General features: G+C 64.7%; 10 protein-coding genes and 4 tRNA genes. 7 read left to right on the top strand and 7 right to left on the bottom strand.

The features are described 5' to 3' along the window. Nucleotides 1-79 precede the first annotated feature (79 nt). Both ACTORR_RS07330 and rdgC read right to left on the bottom strand, forming a co-directional pair. A complete protein-coding gene (locus tag ACTORR_RS07330) occupies nucleotides 80-1,045 on the bottom strand; it encodes a bile acid:sodium symporter family protein (RefSeq protein ID WP_054887035.1) in 966 nt (321 codons plus the stop codon). A gap of 183 nt (nucleotides 1,046-1,228) precedes the next feature. Further along, complete coding sequence (gene rdgC, locus ACTORR_RS07325) at nucleotides 1,229-2,149, bottom strand: recombination-associated protein RdgC (protein ID WP_099815954.1); 921 nt, start codon at nucleotides 2,147-2,149, stop codon at nucleotides 1,229-1,231. Between the two features lie 215 nt (nucleotides 2,150-2,364). Between rdgC and ACTORR_RS07320 the strand changes: the two genes are divergently transcribed. The 4 genes from ACTORR_RS07320 to ACTORR_RS07305 all read left to right on the top strand — a co-directional run bounded on the left by ACTORR_RS07320 (nucleotide 2,365) and on the right by ACTORR_RS07305 (nucleotide 2,865). Then, nucleotides 2,365-2,440 (top strand) — tRNA-Val (locus ACTORR_RS07320). 13 nt (nucleotides 2,441-2,453) lie between these two features. Beyond that, nucleotides 2,454-2,530 (top strand) — tRNA-Asp (locus ACTORR_RS07315). Between the two features lie 169 nt (nucleotides 2,531-2,699). Then, a tRNA-Val gene (locus tag ACTORR_RS07310) sits at nucleotides 2,700-2,775 on the top strand. 13 nt (nucleotides 2,776-2,788) lie between these two features. Then, a tRNA-Asp gene (locus tag ACTORR_RS07305) sits at nucleotides 2,789-2,865 on the top strand. A gap of 78 nt (nucleotides 2,866-2,943) precedes the next feature. Here ACTORR_RS07305 and map read toward each other — a convergent pair. Next, on the bottom strand, nucleotides 2,944-3,720 hold the full coding sequence (gene map / locus ACTORR_RS07300) for a type I methionyl aminopeptidase (RefSeq protein WP_212632729.1): 777 nt from the start codon (nucleotides 3,718-3,720) through the stop codon (nucleotides 2,944-2,946). A gap of 339 nt (nucleotides 3,721-4,059) precedes the next feature. Here map and ACTORR_RS07295 point away from each other — a divergent pair, with 339 nt between their 5' ends. The 3 genes from ACTORR_RS07295 (at nucleotide 4,060) to nirD (ending at nucleotide 11,076) form a co-directional block, all read left to right on the top strand. Next, nucleotides 4,060-7,860, top strand: a complete 3,801-nt coding sequence (locus ACTORR_RS07295) for a bifunctional nitrate reductase/sulfite reductase flavoprotein subunit alpha (RefSeq protein ID WP_054887166.1) — start codon at nucleotides 4,060-4,062, stop codon at nucleotides 7,858-7,860. Between the two features lie 304 nt (nucleotides 7,861-8,164). Further along, on the top strand, nucleotides 8,165-10,714 hold the full coding sequence (gene nirB / locus ACTORR_RS07290; RefSeq protein ID WP_262110264.1) for a nitrite reductase large subunit NirB: 2,550 nt from the start codon (nucleotides 8,165-8,167) through the stop codon (nucleotides 10,712-10,714). Next, nucleotides 10,714-11,076: a nitrite reductase small subunit NirD gene (gene nirD, locus ACTORR_RS07285; protein WP_212632689.1), complete on the top strand. Its 363-nt coding sequence runs from the start codon at nucleotides 10,714-10,716 to the stop codon at nucleotides 11,074-11,076. The genes nirB and nirD overlap by 1 nt, the downstream gene beginning before the upstream one ends. A 127-nt stretch (nucleotides 11,077-11,203) precedes the next feature. Here the strand turns inward: nirD and ACTORR_RS07280 are convergent, their stop codons facing one another. The 4 genes from ACTORR_RS07280 to ACTORR_RS07265 form a co-directional block, all read right to left on the bottom strand. Beyond that, the gene (locus tag ACTORR_RS07280; RefSeq protein WP_212632688.1) at nucleotides 11,204-12,154 is read right to left on the bottom strand and encodes a 2-hydroxyacid dehydrogenase; all 951 of its coding nucleotides are present in this window, start codon (nucleotides 12,152-12,154) and stop codon (nucleotides 11,204-11,206) included. 25 nt (nucleotides 12,155-12,179) lie between these two features. Next, the gene (locus ACTORR_RS07275; protein WP_313365538.1) at nucleotides 12,180-12,938 is read right to left on the bottom strand and encodes an SDR family oxidoreductase; all 759 of its coding nucleotides are present in this window, start codon (nucleotides 12,936-12,938) and stop codon (nucleotides 12,180-12,182) included. A 17-nt stretch (nucleotides 12,939-12,955) separates the two neighbouring features. Then, entirely contained in the window at nucleotides 12,956-13,666 is a 711-nt protein-coding gene (locus tag ACTORR_RS07270) for a fumarylacetoacetate hydrolase family protein (protein WP_313365537.1), read from the bottom strand. Nucleotides 13,667-13,885: 219 nt separating this feature from the next. After that, nucleotides 13,886-15,226: an MFS transporter gene (locus ACTORR_RS07265; RefSeq protein WP_054887256.1), complete on the bottom strand. Its 1,341-nt coding sequence runs from the start codon at nucleotides 15,224-15,226 to the stop codon at nucleotides 13,886-13,888. Nucleotides 15,227-15,433 lie beyond the last annotated feature (207 nt).

Raw genomic sequence — 15,433 nt, 5'->3', positions numbered from 1 at the left:
TGCGAATGATGGGGCCGTCCCCGGAATGGTCACGCGGTGCGTCGTGAGGTCGTCCTCACAGTGGCCATCAGGGTACACATCAATGCCTGGCTGGCTCAACCTCTGCAGCCTCGGCCGAAGGTTCTTCCATCCGCCGGAAGCAGGTCGACAGCAGTGCTCCGGAGATGTTGTGCCAGACGCTGAACAGCGCGCTCGGCACCGCTGCCAGCGGCGAGAAATGCGCTGCCGCCAGCGCCGCGCCCAGCCCCGAGTTCTGCATGCCCACCTCCAGCGCCAGCGACTTGCGCTGGGCCAGCGGCAAGTTGCAGAGCCGGCCGGTGAGGTAGCCCAGCAGATAACCAAAGGTGTTGTGCAGCACCACGACCGCCATGATCAGCAAACCGGATTCGGCGATCTTGGCCTGGCTGGCCGCCACCACCGCACAGACGATCATCACGATGCTCACCACCGACACCAGCGGCAGCACCTGCACCGCCATCTGCACCCGCGCACCCAGCAAGCGCTGCGCCAGCACGCCGAGGACGATCGGCAGCATCACCAGCTGCAGGATCGACCAGAACATGTCCATGAAGGACACTGGCAGCCAGGCCGAGGCCAGGAACCAGATCAGTGCCGGGGTCAGCAGCGGGGCGAGGAGGGTGGTTACCGCGGCGATCGCCACTGCCAGCGCCAGGTCGCCCTTGGACAGCCAGACCATCACGTTCGACGCCGTGCCGCTCGGGCAGCAGCCGACCAGGATCACGCCCACGGCGATTTCCGCCGGCAGGTGGAACAACTGGCACAGCAGCCAGGCCATGCCCGGCATGATCACGAAGTGCGCCACCACGCCCAGGGCCACACGCCAGGGCTGGCGGGCGAGGGCGGCGAAGTCGTCGAGCTTGAGGGTCAGCCCCATGCCGAACATCACCAGGCCCAGCAGCGGCACGATGGCGACCTTGAGGGCGATGAACCACTGGGGCATCAGGAAGGCCAGCACGGCGAACACCAGCACCCACAGGGCAAAGGTGTTGCCGACGAAGCGGCTGAGAGCGGCGAGGGCACGCATGGGGCAATTCCTTTTCTATTTATAGCTTTATGAATTTCATGGGGCCTCTTCGCGGGCACGCCCGCTCCCACAGGTACGCCACAGAATCTGAAAACTGTGGCGTACCTGTGGGAGCGGGCGTGCCCGCGAAGAGGCCGGTCCTGGCCACAACAAAACCAGCCAGCACCGGTATTTCAAACCGAATCAGACCCCTTGAGGAATCTCCTCGCCACCGAGCACTTCGAACAGCGCCGGCAGGAATTCGGCAAAGGTCATCATCATCAGCTGGAAGCTGGCATCGAACTGCTGCGCGGCCTCTTCGCCACCGTCCTGTTCGGCCTGTTCCTGCAGCAGCTCTTCGAACTTCAGGCGCTTGATCACCATCTTGTCGTCAAGCACGAACGACAGCTTGTCCTGCCATGCCAGGGCAAGCTGGGTAACCACCTTGCCGGTGCTCAGGTGCAGCTGGATCTCCTCGCTGGTCAGGTCCTGGCGCTTGCAGCGCACGATGCCGCCGTCTTCGGCGGTGTCCCGCAGTTCGCACTCGTCCAGCACGTAGAAGCCTTCGGCAGCCTGTTGCGACTTGACCCAGTCGGTCATGGTCGCAGTGGGTGCGATCTTCACGGTCACCGGGCGCACCGGCAGCGAGCCCATCACTTCGCGCAGGGTCGACAGCAGGTCTTCGGCGCGCTTGGCGCTGGCCGAGTTGACCAGGATCATCCCCAGGCGCGGGGCGATGGCGGCGAAGATCATCGAGCGGCGGATGAACGCGCGCGGCAGGAAGGCCTGGATGATCTCGTCCTTGATCTGGTCGCGCTCTTTCTTGTAGACCTTGCGCATTTGCTCGGTCTCGATCTCTTCGACCTTCTCTTTCACGGCATCGTTGACCACGCTGCTCGGCAGGATGCGTTCTTCCTTGCGCGCGGCAACCAGCAGGAATTCGCCGCTGACGTGCACCAGGGGAGCATCTTCACCCTTGCCGAACGGCGCGATGAAACCGTAGGTGGTCAGCTCCTGGCTGGCGCAGGCGCGGGCTGGCTTGGTGGCCAGCGCGGCTTCCAGCGCTTCAGGCTCGAACGGTACTTCCTGGGTCAGGCGGTAGGACAGCAGGTTCTTGAACCACATGGGGGGCAATCTCTCCTTAATGCATAAGGCGGGCATTATTCTCCGAGCAGTGCTCCGAGGCCAACCCTGTCAGAGGGCCAGCAGGCCCGATAACGGAGGAAAAGCCCCGGCTGCGCTAGGTCTTTGAAAGGCTTGGAGTTTTTTTTGAAAAAAAATAAAAAAATGCTTGCCAGGGTAACAGCCCCTCCGTAGAATGCGCGCCACACCGAGACGAAGGGTGATTAGCTCAGCCGGGAGAGCATCTGCCTTACAAGCAGAGGGTCGGCGGTTCGATCCCGTCATCACCCACCACTCGATGTATAGCGCAGCGGTAGTTCAGTCGGTTAGAATACCGGCCTGTCACGCCGGGGGTCGCGGGTTCGAGTCCCGTCCGCTGCGCCATATTCCACTTCCTGGGCCCACTGAACACCCGGAAGTAACAAACAAAGCGACCTTAGGGTCGCTTTTTTTGTGCCTGAAATTTGCGCTGGGTGATTTTGCAAAAAAGTTGCTTCAATGGCTTGCCAGGCTGCTGGTTCATCCGTAGAATGCGCGCCTCACCGAGACGAATGGGTGATTAGCTCAGCCGGGAGAGCATCTGCCTTACAAGCAGAGGGTCGGCGGTTCGATCCCGTCATCACCCACCACTCGTTGATTAGCGCAGCGGTAGTTCAGTCGGTTAGAATACCGGCCTGTCACGCCGGGGGTCGCGGGTTCGAGTCCCGTCCGCTGCGCCATATTCCGCTTCCAGGGCCCACTGAACACCCGGAAGCCACAAAAAAAGCGACCTTAGGTCGCTTTTTTTGTTTGAGCGCTTACCGGCTACGCTCTTCATCCCGCAATGTCAGCACCTCGACCCCATCCTCAGTCACCGCCACCGTATGTTCCCACTGTGCCGACAGGCAGTGGTCGCGGGTGATCACCGTCCAGCCATCTTTCAGCGTCCGCGTCCCGCGCCCACCTTGGTTGATCATCGGCTCGATGGTGAACACCATGCCCGGTTGCAACTTCATGCCCATGCCACGCAGGCCGAAATGCAGCACCTCGGGCCCTTCATGCATCTGCTGGCCAATGCCATGGCCGCAGTATTCACGTACCACGCTGTAGCCAGCCGCTTCGGCATGAGCCTGGATGGCATGGCCGATGTCACCCAGCGTCGCCCCAGGGCGTACCTGCCCGATGCCTTCCCATAGCGCCTCATAGGTAATGTCGACCAACCGCTGTGCGTCTTCGCTGATTGGCCCGATGCTGTACATCTTCGACGAGTCGGCAATGTAACCGCCCTGTTCGAGGGTGATGTCGACATTGATGATCGAGCCTTCCTTCAGCACTTCATCGACTTTGGGGATGCCATGGCAGACCACATGGTCCACCGAGGTGTTGAGCGAGTAGGGGAAGCCGTACTGGCCCTTGCTCGCCGGGCGTGCCTTGAGGGTATCGACGATGAATGCCTCGGCGCGGTCGTTGATCTGCATCGTCGTCACGCCGGGGCGGATGAAGCTGTCGAGTTCGGCGAACACCTGGGCCAACAGCCGGCCGGCATTGCGCATCAGTTCGAGTTGGGCAGGGGTCTTGAGGATCACCTTGGACATGGAATGCGGGCTGTAGCTCTTGCTGGTAAGTGCCCCAGCATAGCGCCATGGGCCTTGTTGCTGCCACCGCATGGTGCGGTTGCCTGTACCGGCCTCTTCGCGGGCACGCCTGCTCCCACAGGACCTCCACAGGTTTGAAGACTGCGCAGTACCTGTGGGAGCGGGCGTGCCCGCGAAAGGGCCGGTACAGCTGGCCCACAAATTGCTGACTGACTGCTATCCAGGGCTATCAACGTCGACAGCCCAGAAACCTCACGACAAAGGCGCCGTGTTGCCCCGCTTGCTTTGCAAGCCCGGGCAGCCGGCGCCTTTTTGCGTTCCAGAAAGGGGAGACCGCCCATGGCCACAAGCGAAGTACGCAGCGTATGCCCCTACTGTGGCGTCGGTTGCGGCATCGTCATGAGCATCAAGGACGGCAAGGTCAGCAAGATCAGCGGCGACAAGCAGCACCCGAGCAACTTCGGCCGCCTGTGTACCAAAGGCCTCACCGCACACCTGCCACTGACCGCCGCCGGGCGCATGGAGCACGCCTTCGTCCGCCAGCAACGCAGCCAGCAGCCGGCGCGCAGCAGCATGGACCAGGCCATTGCCCAGGCCGGCGAGCGCCTGCGCGCTATCATCGACCAACACGGTGCGGACGCCGTGGCGCTGTATGTGTCCGGGCAGATGTCGCTGGAAGCCCAGTACCTGGCCAACAAGCTGGCCAAGGGCTTTATCCGCACGCGACATATCGAGTCCAACTCACGGCTGTGCATGGCCAGTGCCGGCAGCGGCTACAAGTTGTCGCTCGGCGCCGACGGCCCGCCCGGCAGCTACCAGGATTTCGAACGTGCCGAGGTGTTCCTGATGATCGGCGCGAACATGGCTGACTGCCATCCGGTGCTGTTCCTGCGCCTGCTGGACCGGCTCAAGGCCGGGGCCAGACTCATCGTGGTGGATCCACGGCGCACCGCCACGGCCGACAAGGCCGACCTGTTCCTGCAACTGCGCCCCGGCAGTGACATGGCGCTGCTCAACGGCCTGCTGCACCTGCTGCACCACAACGGCCACACCGACCCCGCGTTCATCGCCCGTTACACCGAAGGCTGGGACGAGCTGCCGGCCTTCCTCGACGATTACACCCCGGCGCGGGTAGCCGCCATCACTGGCTTGAGCGAAGCCGACATCCGCCGGGCTGCAGAATGGATCGGCACCGCCGGGGAGTGGATGAGCTGCTGGACCATGGGCCTCAACCAGAGCGTCCACGGCACCTGGCACAGCAACGCCTTGTGTAACTTGCACCTGGCCACCGGCGCCATCTGCCGCCCCGGCAGCGGGCCTTTTTCGCTGACCGGCCAACCCAATGCCATGGGCGGCCGCGAAATGGGCTACATGGGCCCGGGCCTGCCGGGCCAGCGTTCGGCGCTGGTGGCGGCGGACCGCGCCTTCGTCGAGCAGCAATGGCGCCTGCAACCGGGCAGCCTGCGCAGCGAAGCGGGTGAGGGCACGATCGCGCTGTTCGAGCAGATGAAGGCCGGCGAGGTGAAAGCCTGCTGGGTGATCTGCAGCAATCCGGTGGCCAGCGTCGCCAACCGGCAACAAGTGATCGACGGCCTGCGCCAGGCCGAGCTGGTAATCACCCAGGACGCTTTTCTCGACACCGAAACCAACCGCTACGCCGATATCCTCCTGCCCGCCGCGCTGTGGGCCGAAGGCGAGGGCGTGATGATCAATAGCGAACGCAACCTGACGCTGATGCCTCAGGCAGTTCAGGCGCCCGGCCAAAGCCTGGCGGACTGGCAGATCATTGCCCGGGTCGCCTGCGCCATGGGCTACGCCGAGGCCTTCGATTACCCGGATGCCGAGGCGGTATACGAAGAGATTCGGCGTTTCTGGAACCCGGCAACCGGCTATGACCTGCGCGGCATCGGCTATGAGCAGTTGCGCCAAAGCCCACGGCAATGGCCCTGTGCACCGGGTTGCGAAGATGACCGCAGCCCGCTGCGTTACCTCAACGACGGCAGCAGCCAGCCTCTGTTGCGCGATGCGCAAGGCAATGCGCCTGCCCTGGCATTCCCCACCGCCAGCGGCAAGGCGCGCTTCTTCACCCGGCCCTGGCTGCCGGCGCCCGAACTGCCCGACGCCGACTACCCGCTGGTGCTCAATACCGGCCGCGTGCAGCATCAGTGGCACACCCTGACCAAGACTGGCAAGGTGCCGGCGCTGAACAGGCTGGAGCCTGGGCCCTTCGTTGAAATCCATCCTGATGATGCCGCCCGCCTGGGCATCGTAGACAAGGATCAGGTCGCCATTCGCTCACGTCGCGGCCAGGCCGTGCTGCCGGCGCGCATCAGCGACCGGGTCATGCCCGGCAACTGCTTTGCGCCGTTCCACTGGAACGACCTGATCGGCGAGCAGCTGGCGATCAATGCCGTTACTTGCGATGCAGTCGATCCACTGTCGCTTCAGCCGGCATTCAAACATTGCGCCGTGGCCCTGGAGCGGGTCGCCAGTGCGCGCATCGATGCCCTGGAGCTGAACGGCGCTGTTATGCAGCCCGCCCAGCCAGTCGCAACGCCAGGCCTCGGCGGGCCGCGCCACCAGTTGCTGTGGGCTTCGCAGACGGGCACTGGCGAAGCGCTTGCCGAGCGCTGTGCCGAGCACCTGCGTGGTGCTGGCCTGGCGGTGCAGCTCAGTTGCATGGCAGCGGTCGACCCCCGGCAGCTGCAAGGCGCCGCCAGTGTGGTGCTGATCACCAGCACCTTCGGTGACGGTGATGCGCCCGACAGCGCCACGGCGTTCTGGCAGGCCCTGCAAGGTGAGCAGGGCGCTTGCTGCGCGGAGCTGCCGTATGCCGTGCTGGCCTTGGGTGATTCCAGCTACGAGCAGTTCTGTGGATTTGGCCGCAAGCTCGACCAGCGCCTGGCCGAACTGGGCGGGCGCCGCTTGTTGCAGCGGGTCGATTGCGAACCGGATTTCGATGAGGCCTTCGCCGCTTGGCTCGAAGCCCTGCTGGCGGAGCTCGGTTGCGCCAGCTCGCCACCACCGGCCAGCCAGTCGGCGCCAGTCGCGGGTTACAACAAGCAGCAACCGTGGTTGGCCCCGCTGCTGGAAAATCAGCTGCTCAACGGTCCGGGTGCCAGCAAGGAAACCCGCCAACTGGTGTTCGACCTGTCCGGCAGCGGTTTGACCTATGCCGCCGGCGATGCCCTGGGCGTGTGGCCGCGCAACTGTCCGGCACTGGTCGACGAACTGCTGGCGCTGACGCAGCTCGATGGCCAGGCGGTGGTGGAACTGAAGGGGCAGCCGCTGATGCCACTGGTCGAGGCTCTGGAAACCCGTCTGGAGATTGCCAAGGTCACGCCGCAGCAACTGCAGGTTTTCAGCGCGCATTACGCCGAGCTGCAGCACCTGCTGCAACCCGAGTGCAAGGCGCAACTGCAGGATTGGCTGTGGGGCCGGCAGTTGGTCGACGTGCTGCGGGCGTTCCCTCAGCAGTTGCCGCTGGCCACCTGGCTCGATCTGCTCAAGCCGCTGCAGCCGCGCCTGTATTCGATCAGCTCAAGCCCATTGGCTCATCCGGACCAGGTACACCTGACCGTTTCCACGGTGCGCTATGGCGAGCGCAAGGGTGTGTGCTCCACCTTCCTCGCCGATCGGGCGCAGTCACTGAAGGTGGCGATCTTCCCGCAGGTATCGAAGCACTTCCGCCTTCCCGAGGACAACGACGTGCCAGTGATCATGGTCGGTCCCGGCACCGGCATCGCGCCGTTCCGTGCCTTCCTCGAAGAACGTGAGGCACAGGGTGCCAAAGGCGGGAACTGGCTGTTCTTCGGCGAACAGTATGCGGCCACGGATTTCTACTATCAGGAGCAGCTTCAGGCCTGGCAGGCGAGCGGGCATCTGCGCCTGGACACGGCGTTCTCGCGGGACCAGGCCGAGAAGGTCTATGTGCAGCAGCGCATGCTCGAACAGGGTGCGCAGCTGTGGCAGTGGCTGGAGGCGGGGGCGTACTTCTATGTGTGTGGCGATGCGCAGCGCATGGCCAAGGATGTGGATGCGGCCTTGCGTGAAGTCATTGCCGTGCACGGAGGGGTGGATGCCGATGCTTATGTCGAGGCGTTGAGCAAGGCCAAGCGGTACCGGCGCGATGTGTATTGATGTGCTCCAGGATGGGGAGTGCTGCACTTGAAATGTGCATTGGCTGTGCTGGCCTCTTCGCGGGCAAGCCCGCTCCCCCAGGTTCACCTCGCTGCTGAACCCTGTGCGGTCCCTGTAGGAGCGGGCTTGCCCGCGAAGAGGCCAGTACAGGCAACCCAATTGGCACAGTCCCTGCTTTATCCCTGATACAACAAAGCCCACTGATCAACGGCGATCAACCCGGGCCACCCACCGTGATGAATACAGGCAAAGGCGCCTGGAGCTTCGGCTCCAGGCGCTTTTTTTTTTGATCGAGGATCGGCTTATGAAGGCAACAGCGAGCAGGCAACGAGAGCGACTGGTCATCGTCGGCAACGGCATGGTCGGCCACCACTGCGTGCAGCAGCTGGTCGAACGCGGCGCCCTTGAGCGGTTCGAGCTGCACGTGTTCGGTGAAGAACGTCAACGTGCCTACGACCGCGTGCACCTGTCGGAGTACTTCGCCGGCAGCTGTGCCGAGACCCTGGCCCTGTGCGGGCCGGACTACTACGGCAACAGCGGCGTGCACCTGCACCTGGGCGAAGCGGTGCTGGAGATCGACCGCGAACGCTGCGAGGTGGTGACTGCCGAGGGCCGCTACGGTTATGACCAGTTGGTCCTGGCCACCGGTTCCTACCCGTTCGTGCCGCCGATCGAAGGCTCCAGCGGCAACGCCCGCCTGGTCTACCGCACCCTCGACGACCTCGATGCCATTCGCGCCGCTGCCGGCCAGGCGCGCCGCGGCGTGGTGGTCGGTGGCGGCCTGCTCGGTCTGGAAGCCGCCAACGCGCTGAAGTCCCTCGGCCTGGAAGCACACGTGGTGGAGTTTGCCCCCCGGCTGATGCCGGTGCAGCTGGACGGCGAGGGCGGCGCCGCGCTCAAGGCGCAGATCGAAGCGCTGGGTGTGGGCGTGCACCTGTCGCGTGCCACCCAGTCGATCAGCGCGGGAGAAGCCTACCGCTACCGCATGAATTTCGATGGCGGCGAGCACCTGGAAACCGACCTGATCGTGTTCTCTGCCGGCATCCGCCCACAGGATGCCCTCGGCCGAGCCTGCGGCCTGGAGATCGCTGCACGCGGTGGCGTGGTGATCGACAACCACTGCCGCAGCAGCGACCCACGCATCTTCGCCATAGGCGAATGCGCCTCGTGGAACGGCAGCGTGTTCGGCCTGGTCGCCCCAGGCTACAGCATGGCGCGCAACCTGGCGGCGTTGCTGATGGGCGAAGCTGCCAACGCATTCACTGGCGCCGACATGTCGACCAAGCTCAAGCTGCTGGGCGTGGATGTCGGCTCCATCGGCGATGCCCACGGCGCCACGCCGGGTTCGCGCAGCTACCGCTTCATCGACGAGGCCAACAGCGCCTATCGCCGGCTGGTGGTGGATGCCAGCGGCAAGCACGTGCTCGGCGCAGTGCTGGTGGGCGACAACAGTTACTACGACACTTTGCTGCAATACGCCCAGAACGGCATTGCCCTGCCGGCCGACCCGGCAGCGCTGATCCTGCCGCAGAGTGGCGGTGCGCCTGCGCTCGGTGCCGACGCGCTGCCAGACAGCGCGACCATCTGCTCGTGCCACAACGTCAGCAAGGGTGCAGTGTGCGCGGCCATCGACAGTGGCTGCGGCGACCTGGCTGCGGTCAAGGGCTGCACCAAGGCGGCCACTGGCTGCGGTGGCTGCGCAGCGTTGCTCAAGCAGGTGTTCGAGCACGAACTCACTGCCCGCGGCGTGACCGTCGACAAGAGCCTGTGCGAACACTTCGCCTACACCCGTCAGGAGCTTTACGGGCTGGTGCGCGTGGAGGGTATCCGCACCTTCAACGAACTGCTCGAACGCCACGGCAAGGGCCATGTCGGCTGCGACATCTGCAAGCCCGCAGTGGGCTCGATCCTCGCCTCGTGCTGGAACCAGCCGATCATGGACCCGGCGCTGGTGCCGCTGCAGGACACCAACGACACCTTCATGGCCAACATGCAGAAGAACGGCACCTATTCGGTGGTGCCGCGCATTCCGGGCGGCGAGATCACCCCCGACAAGCTGATCGTGATCGGCCAGGTGGCGAAAAAGTACGACCTCTACACCAAGATCACCGGCGGCCAGCGCATCGACCTGTTCGGCGCCCAGCTGCACGAGCTGCCATTGATCTGGGGCGAACTCATCGAAGCCGGCTTCGAGACCGGTCACGCCTACGGCAAATCGACGCGCACGGTGAAATCGTGCGTGGGCAACACCTGGTGCCGTTACGGCGTGCAGGACAGTGTCGGCATGGCCCTGCGCCTGGAAGACCGCTACAAGGGCCTGCGCAGCCCGCACAAACTCAAGTTTGCCGTCTCCGGCTGCACCCGCGAGTGCGCCGAGGCGCAGAGCAAGGACATCGGCGTGATCGCCACTGACAAGGGCTGGAACCTGTACATCTGCGGCAACGGCGGCATGCGCCCGCGCCACGCCGAACTGTTCGCCACCGACCTGGACGACGAAACCCTGGTGCGCCTGATCGACCGCGTGCTGATGTTCTACATTCGCACCGCCGACAAACTGCAGCGCACCTCGGTCTGGCGCGAAAGCCTGGAAGGCGGCCTGGACTACCTCAAGCAGGTGATCCTCGACGACAGCCTGTGCCTGGCTGCCGAGCTGGAGGCGCAGATGCAGCATGTGGTCGACCAGTATGAATGCGAATGGGCCAACGCCCTCAACGACCCCGAGAAGCTCAAGCGCTTCCGCACCTTCGTCAACGACAAGCGTGCCGACCCGGACGTGCACTTCGTGCGCGAGCGTGAACAACGCCGGCCGGCTGCAGCGCTGCACCTGATTCCAACTGTCGAGGAAGCTGTCTGATGAACCTGTCCGATGCTGCTGTGAAAACCCAGGAGAACTGGCAGACGGTGTGCCGGGCCGATGACCTGGTGGCCGACTCCGGCGTGGTGGTGTGGCTCGATGGCGCGCAGGTGGCGCTGTTCTACCTGCCCGAGCTGGAGCAGAGCCTTTACGCGGTGGACAACCGTGATCCGCGGTCGGGGGCCAATATCATCGGTCGCGGGCTGGTGGGTAGCTTGCAGGGCGAACTGGTGGTGGCGGCGCCGTTGTACAAGCAGCACTTCAGCCTTGAAAGTGGGGCGTGCCTGGAAGATGCAGGGCAGCGGCTGCGGGTGTGGCCGGTGCGCTTGAATGGCGGGGCGGTGGAACTGGCGCTGGCCTGACATGCTTGCATCGCCATTACCGGCCCTTTCGCGGGCCCGCCCGCTCCCACAGGTACTGCGCAACCCTTAGGCATTGTGCGATCCCTGTGGGAGCGGGCGAGCCCGCGAAGAGGCCGGTACAGACCACTTAAATGACCAACCCCTGCGGCTTACGCCCGGCAAACACATCCACCAGGCTGGCCACCACCATCTCACCCATGCGCGTGCGGGTCTGCACCGTGGCACTGGCGCGATGCGGCTGCAGTACAACATCCTCGCGTTCGAACAACGCTTCGGGCGCCCGTGGCTCATCGGCAAACACATCCAGCGCCGCCCCCGCGATCTCGCCGGCCTCCAGCGCCGCAATCAACGCCGGTTCATCCACCAGCTTGCCGCGCGCGATGTTGATCAGATACCCCTCGGCGCCCAATGCCTGCAGCACTTCGCGGTTGACCAGCGCCTCGCCCTTGTCGGCCGCCGCCGCCAGGATCAGCGCATCGCTGTCCTTGGCCAGCTGCACCAGATCCGCCTCGAAACCATAAGGCACCTCCAGCGCCTGCAGATCGGTGTAGCGAATCGGGCAACCGAACGCCGCCGCCCGCTGCGCCACGGCGCGGCCGACTCGGCCCATGCCGACGATGCCCACGCGCATGCCCGACACCTGGCGAGCCAGCGGCAACGGTGCCAGCGGTGTCGCGCTGGTGGCCCAATGGCCAGCGCGGACGAAGCGGTCACCCGTGCAGATGCCACGGCACACGCCGATCAGCAGGCCCATGGCGAGGTCGGCGACATCCTCGGTGAGGGCGCCGATGGTCGCCGTCACCTGGATGCCACGGTCGCGGGCATAGGCCAGGTCCACCGCGTCGGTGCCGACGCCATTGACCGCTATCACTTCGAGGTTGGGCAGGCGCGCCATCAGCGCCTGGCTGATGCCGGTGTGGCCACCGGTGATCACGCCGCGGATGTTGTCGGCATGCTGGCTGACATAGGCGTCCTTGTCGGCCTGTTCGTAGTAGCGGTGCACGGTGAACAGCTGTTCCAGGCGCTCACGGATTTGCGGGATGAGGATCGGGCTCAGTTGCAGGACTTCAGGTTTCATCGGTCACTCCATCAGGAACAGGGGGTCAGCCGCGGCCAACGAAGGGCATGCTGCTGGCCATCACGGTCATGTTCAGTACGTTGGCGTCCAGCGGCAGCGCGGCGATGTAGCGCACTGCATCGGCCACATGGCGCACGTCGAGCATCGGTTCGGCGGCGATCTCGCCATTGGCCTGGCGTACACCACGGGTCATGCGCTCGGACAGTTCGGTCAGGGCGTTGCCGATGTCCAACTGGCTGCAGACGATGTCGTAGGGGCGGCCGTCCAGCGCCAGCGCCTTGGTCAGGCCCAGCACCGCGTGCTTGCTGGCGGTGTAGGGCGCGGTGAACGGGCGTGGGGTGTGCGCCGAGATCGAGCCGTTGTTGATGATTCGCCCGCCTTGCGGCTGCTGGCGGCGCATCAGGCCGAAGGCGGCACGGGCGCACAGGAACACACCGTCGACGTTGGTGGCGATGACGTTGCGCCAGTTCTCCAGCGGCAGCTCGTCGACCGGTACGGCGGGCGCATTGATGCCCGCGTTGTTGAAGATCACATCGAGGCGCCCATGTACCTCTTCGATGGTGGCGAACAGCTGTGCGACGCTCTGTTCATCGCGTACGTCGGTGGGTACGGCCAGGGCTTCACCACCCGCTGCCAGCGCTTGTTCGACGACGGCTTGCAGTGGCTCGGCGCGGCGCCCGGCGAGGACCAGGCTGAAGCCGTCTTCCAGCAGGGCGAGGGCAACAGCGCGGCCGATGCCGCTACCAGCGCCGGTGACCAGGGCGACTTTCTTGTTTTGGCTCATGTGGTGCTCCAGTAGATTCAGGCGGCGTTGGCCGCTTGCCTGGCAGGGCGAGGGCCGACGCGCAGGTGCAGTTCGCCGATGCCATCGATGCCGGCGTGGATCGTGTCGCCCGGGTTCAGCGGCGCCACGCCGGGCGGGCTGCCGGTCATGATCAGGTCGCCGGGGCGCAGCGGCAGCTGGCGCGACAGTCGGCTGATCACCTCGGCCAAGGCCCAGGTCTGCTGGCTCAGGTGGGCACGCTGACGCTCCTGGCCGTTCACCTGCAGCCACAGCGATGCGTCCAGCGGCAAGGCGCATTCGTTGGCAGGGACGATGGCGGTCATCGGTGCCGAGGCTTCGAACACCTTGGCGCCTTCCCACGGCAGGCCCTCGGCCTTGGCCTTGCGTTGGTGGTCGCGACGGGTCATGTCGAGGCCGGCGGCAAAGCCGAACACGTGTTCCAGGGCATGCTCCGGGGCAATGTCGGCGCCGCCCTTGGCGATGGCCGCGACCAGCTCGATTTCGTGGCAGAACTCATTGGTCTGGGGCGGGAAGGGCAGCTCGCCCAGCGCCTCGACCACGTTGCTCGCCGGTTTCATGAAGAACACAGGTTCTTGTGGGGCCGGGCCGTAGGACTCCGGCCAGGGGTAGTTGCGGCCCAGGCAGAACACCCGGCCGACCGGAAAGCGCGCAGCGCTGCCGCGGATCGGCAGGCTGACGATGGCCGGCGGGTTGAACAGGTAGGTCATGGATGGATCCTCCGTACTAAAGTGGCCAGCGTAAGCCAGGGGCTGGCCGGCAAAGTTGGACGAAAGCGGGGTCGGCTTGGACTATCCAAGTAACCTGTGCCGGCCCTTTCGCGGCTGAAGCCGCTCCCACAGGTACAGCGCTGCCCTCAGGTTTGGCACTCTCTCTGTGGGAGCGGCTTCAGCCGCGAAGAGGCCGGTACAGCCCATGCATTCCTCGAATCAGGCGGCAGTCTTCAGCTCGATCCGATACAGCTTCCCGAGCAGCAGCGAGTAGGACAGGGTGCCCATCAGCGCCACCCCGCCGATGAACCAGAACGCCATGGCGAACGAGCCGCTGGCATGCACGATCGCGCCAATCACGATCGGCGTGACGATGCCGCCGATGTTCGCCGCCAGGCTGGTGATCCCGCCGGTCAAGCCGATCAGTTCCTTGGGCGCGACTTCCGACACCGCCGCCCACGACGCCGAGGCGATGCCCTGGGCGAAGAAAGCCAGGGTGAGGATGGCGATGCACAGCACATTGGAATCGGTGAAGTTCACCAGCACGATCGACATGCCCAGCATCGAACCCACCACCAGCGGCAGCTTGCGGGCGAACGACAGCGAGTAGCCCTTGCGGATCAGCAGGTCGGAAACGATCCCCGCGAGGAGGATGCCGACCGTGGCACCAATGAAGGGCATGACCGCGAAGATGCCGACCTTGATCAAGGTCAGCTGGCGCTCTTCGATCAGGTAGGTGGGGAACCAGGTGAGGAAGAAATACAGCGCCGAGGTGCTGGCGAACTTGCCCAGGCAAATGGCCCAGATCTGGCGGTAGCGGAACAGCTGGGCGATTTGGCGCCAGTCGAAGCGGGTACGTTCCTGGCTGCTTTTGACCAGGCCGCCGCCTTGTTCGATGTAGGCCAGTTCCTCCTTGCTGACCTTCTTGCAGTTCAGCGGGTCGCGGTACAGCCACAGCCACACCACGCCGAACAGGATGCCGACCAGACCAGTGCTGTAGAACACATGGCGCCAGTCATAGGTGGTCGCCAGCCACAGCAGTGCGCCGGTGAATAGCGCGGTGCCCAGATACTGGCCACATACGTAGATACTGCTGGCCATACCGCGTTCGCGGGCGGGGAACCACACCGTGACCGCACGGCTGTTGGCCGGGAAAGCCGGGGCTTCCATGGCGCCCACCGCCAGGCGCAGGCCGAACAGCGAGGCGAAGCCGCTGGCCAGGCCCTGGGCCACGGTGACCGCCGACCAACTGATCAGCGACACGCCGTAGGTCAGGCGCGAGCCGAAGCGGTCGGCGATGAAGCCGGCGGGTACCAGGGCCAGGGCGTAGGTCCAGGCGAAGGCGGAGAAGATCAGGCCCATCTCGACCTTGTCCAGGGCCAGATCCTTGGCCATGAACGGCGCTGCGATGGAGATGTTCACCCGGTCGACGTAGTTGATGATGGTCGCCACCAGCAGCAGCGACAACATGAACCAGCGGCGGCGGGTGGGCAGGCGCTGGGCAGGGGCCGCGTCCAGCGCGTATGACGACGCGGCGCGGGGGGTAGGCGTGCTCGACATGAGTCGACCTCGTTTGTTGTTGTTGGTAGAGGTTGGGCTGCAGTCCCTTTTCTAAGGTGGTCGTACAACGAGTCGAATGCAATGGCGGTTTTAGACCGTTTTTTTTACAGAGGATGGGGTAGGTTGGTGCTGTCCAAGAAAATCCACTGTCAGGGTTTTGCCCGCAGTCCTTGCTGAATACCGCGTTTTTGGCGGGCTCTGTAGATT

The organism is Pseudomonas sp. SAR267 (assembly GCF_052077595.1).
GTDB lineage: Bacteria > Pseudomonadota > Gammaproteobacteria > Pseudomonadales > Pseudomonadaceae > Aquipseudomonas > Aquipseudomonas vlassakiae.
Note: the sequence above shows the minus strand (reverse complement) of the source record. Positions and strands in the feature narration are given on the sequence as shown.

Excerpts from the sequence above, each read along its gene's own strand:
- ACTORR_RS07330 (WP_054887035.1), bottom strand. The coding sequence starts at position 1,045 with ATGCGTGCCCTCGCCGCTCTCAGCCGCTTCGTCGGCAACACCTTTGCC.
- rdgC (WP_099815954.1), bottom strand. The coding sequence starts at position 2,149 with ATGTGGTTCAAGAACCTGCTGTCCTACCGCCTGACCCAGGAAGTACCG.
- map (WP_212632729.1), bottom strand. The coding sequence starts at position 3,720 with ATGTCCAAGGTGATCCTCAAGACCCCTGCCCAACTCGAACTGATGCGC.
- ACTORR_RS07295 (WP_054887166.1), top strand. The coding sequence starts at position 4,060 with ATGGCCACAAGCGAAGTACGCAGCGTATGCCCCTACTGTGGCGTCGGT.
- nirB (WP_262110264.1), top strand. The coding sequence starts at position 8,165 with ATGAAGGCAACAGCGAGCAGGCAACGAGAGCGACTGGTCATCGTCGGC.
- nirD (WP_212632689.1), top strand. The coding sequence starts at position 10,714 with ATGAACCTGTCCGATGCTGCTGTGAAAACCCAGGAGAACTGGCAGACG.
- ACTORR_RS07280 (WP_212632688.1), bottom strand. The coding sequence starts at position 12,154 with ATGAAACCTGAAGTCCTGCAACTGAGCCCGATCCTCATCCCGCAAATC.
- ACTORR_RS07275 (WP_313365538.1), bottom strand. The coding sequence starts at position 12,938 with ATGAGCCAAAACAAGAAAGTCGCCCTGGTCACCGGCGCTGGTAGCGGC.
- ACTORR_RS07270 (WP_313365537.1), bottom strand. The coding sequence starts at position 13,666 with ATGACCTACCTGTTCAACCCGCCGGCCATCGTCAGCCTGCCGATCCGC.
- ACTORR_RS07265 (WP_054887256.1), bottom strand. The coding sequence starts at position 15,226 with ATGTCGAGCACGCCTACCCCCCGCGCCGCGTCGTCATACGCGCTGGAC.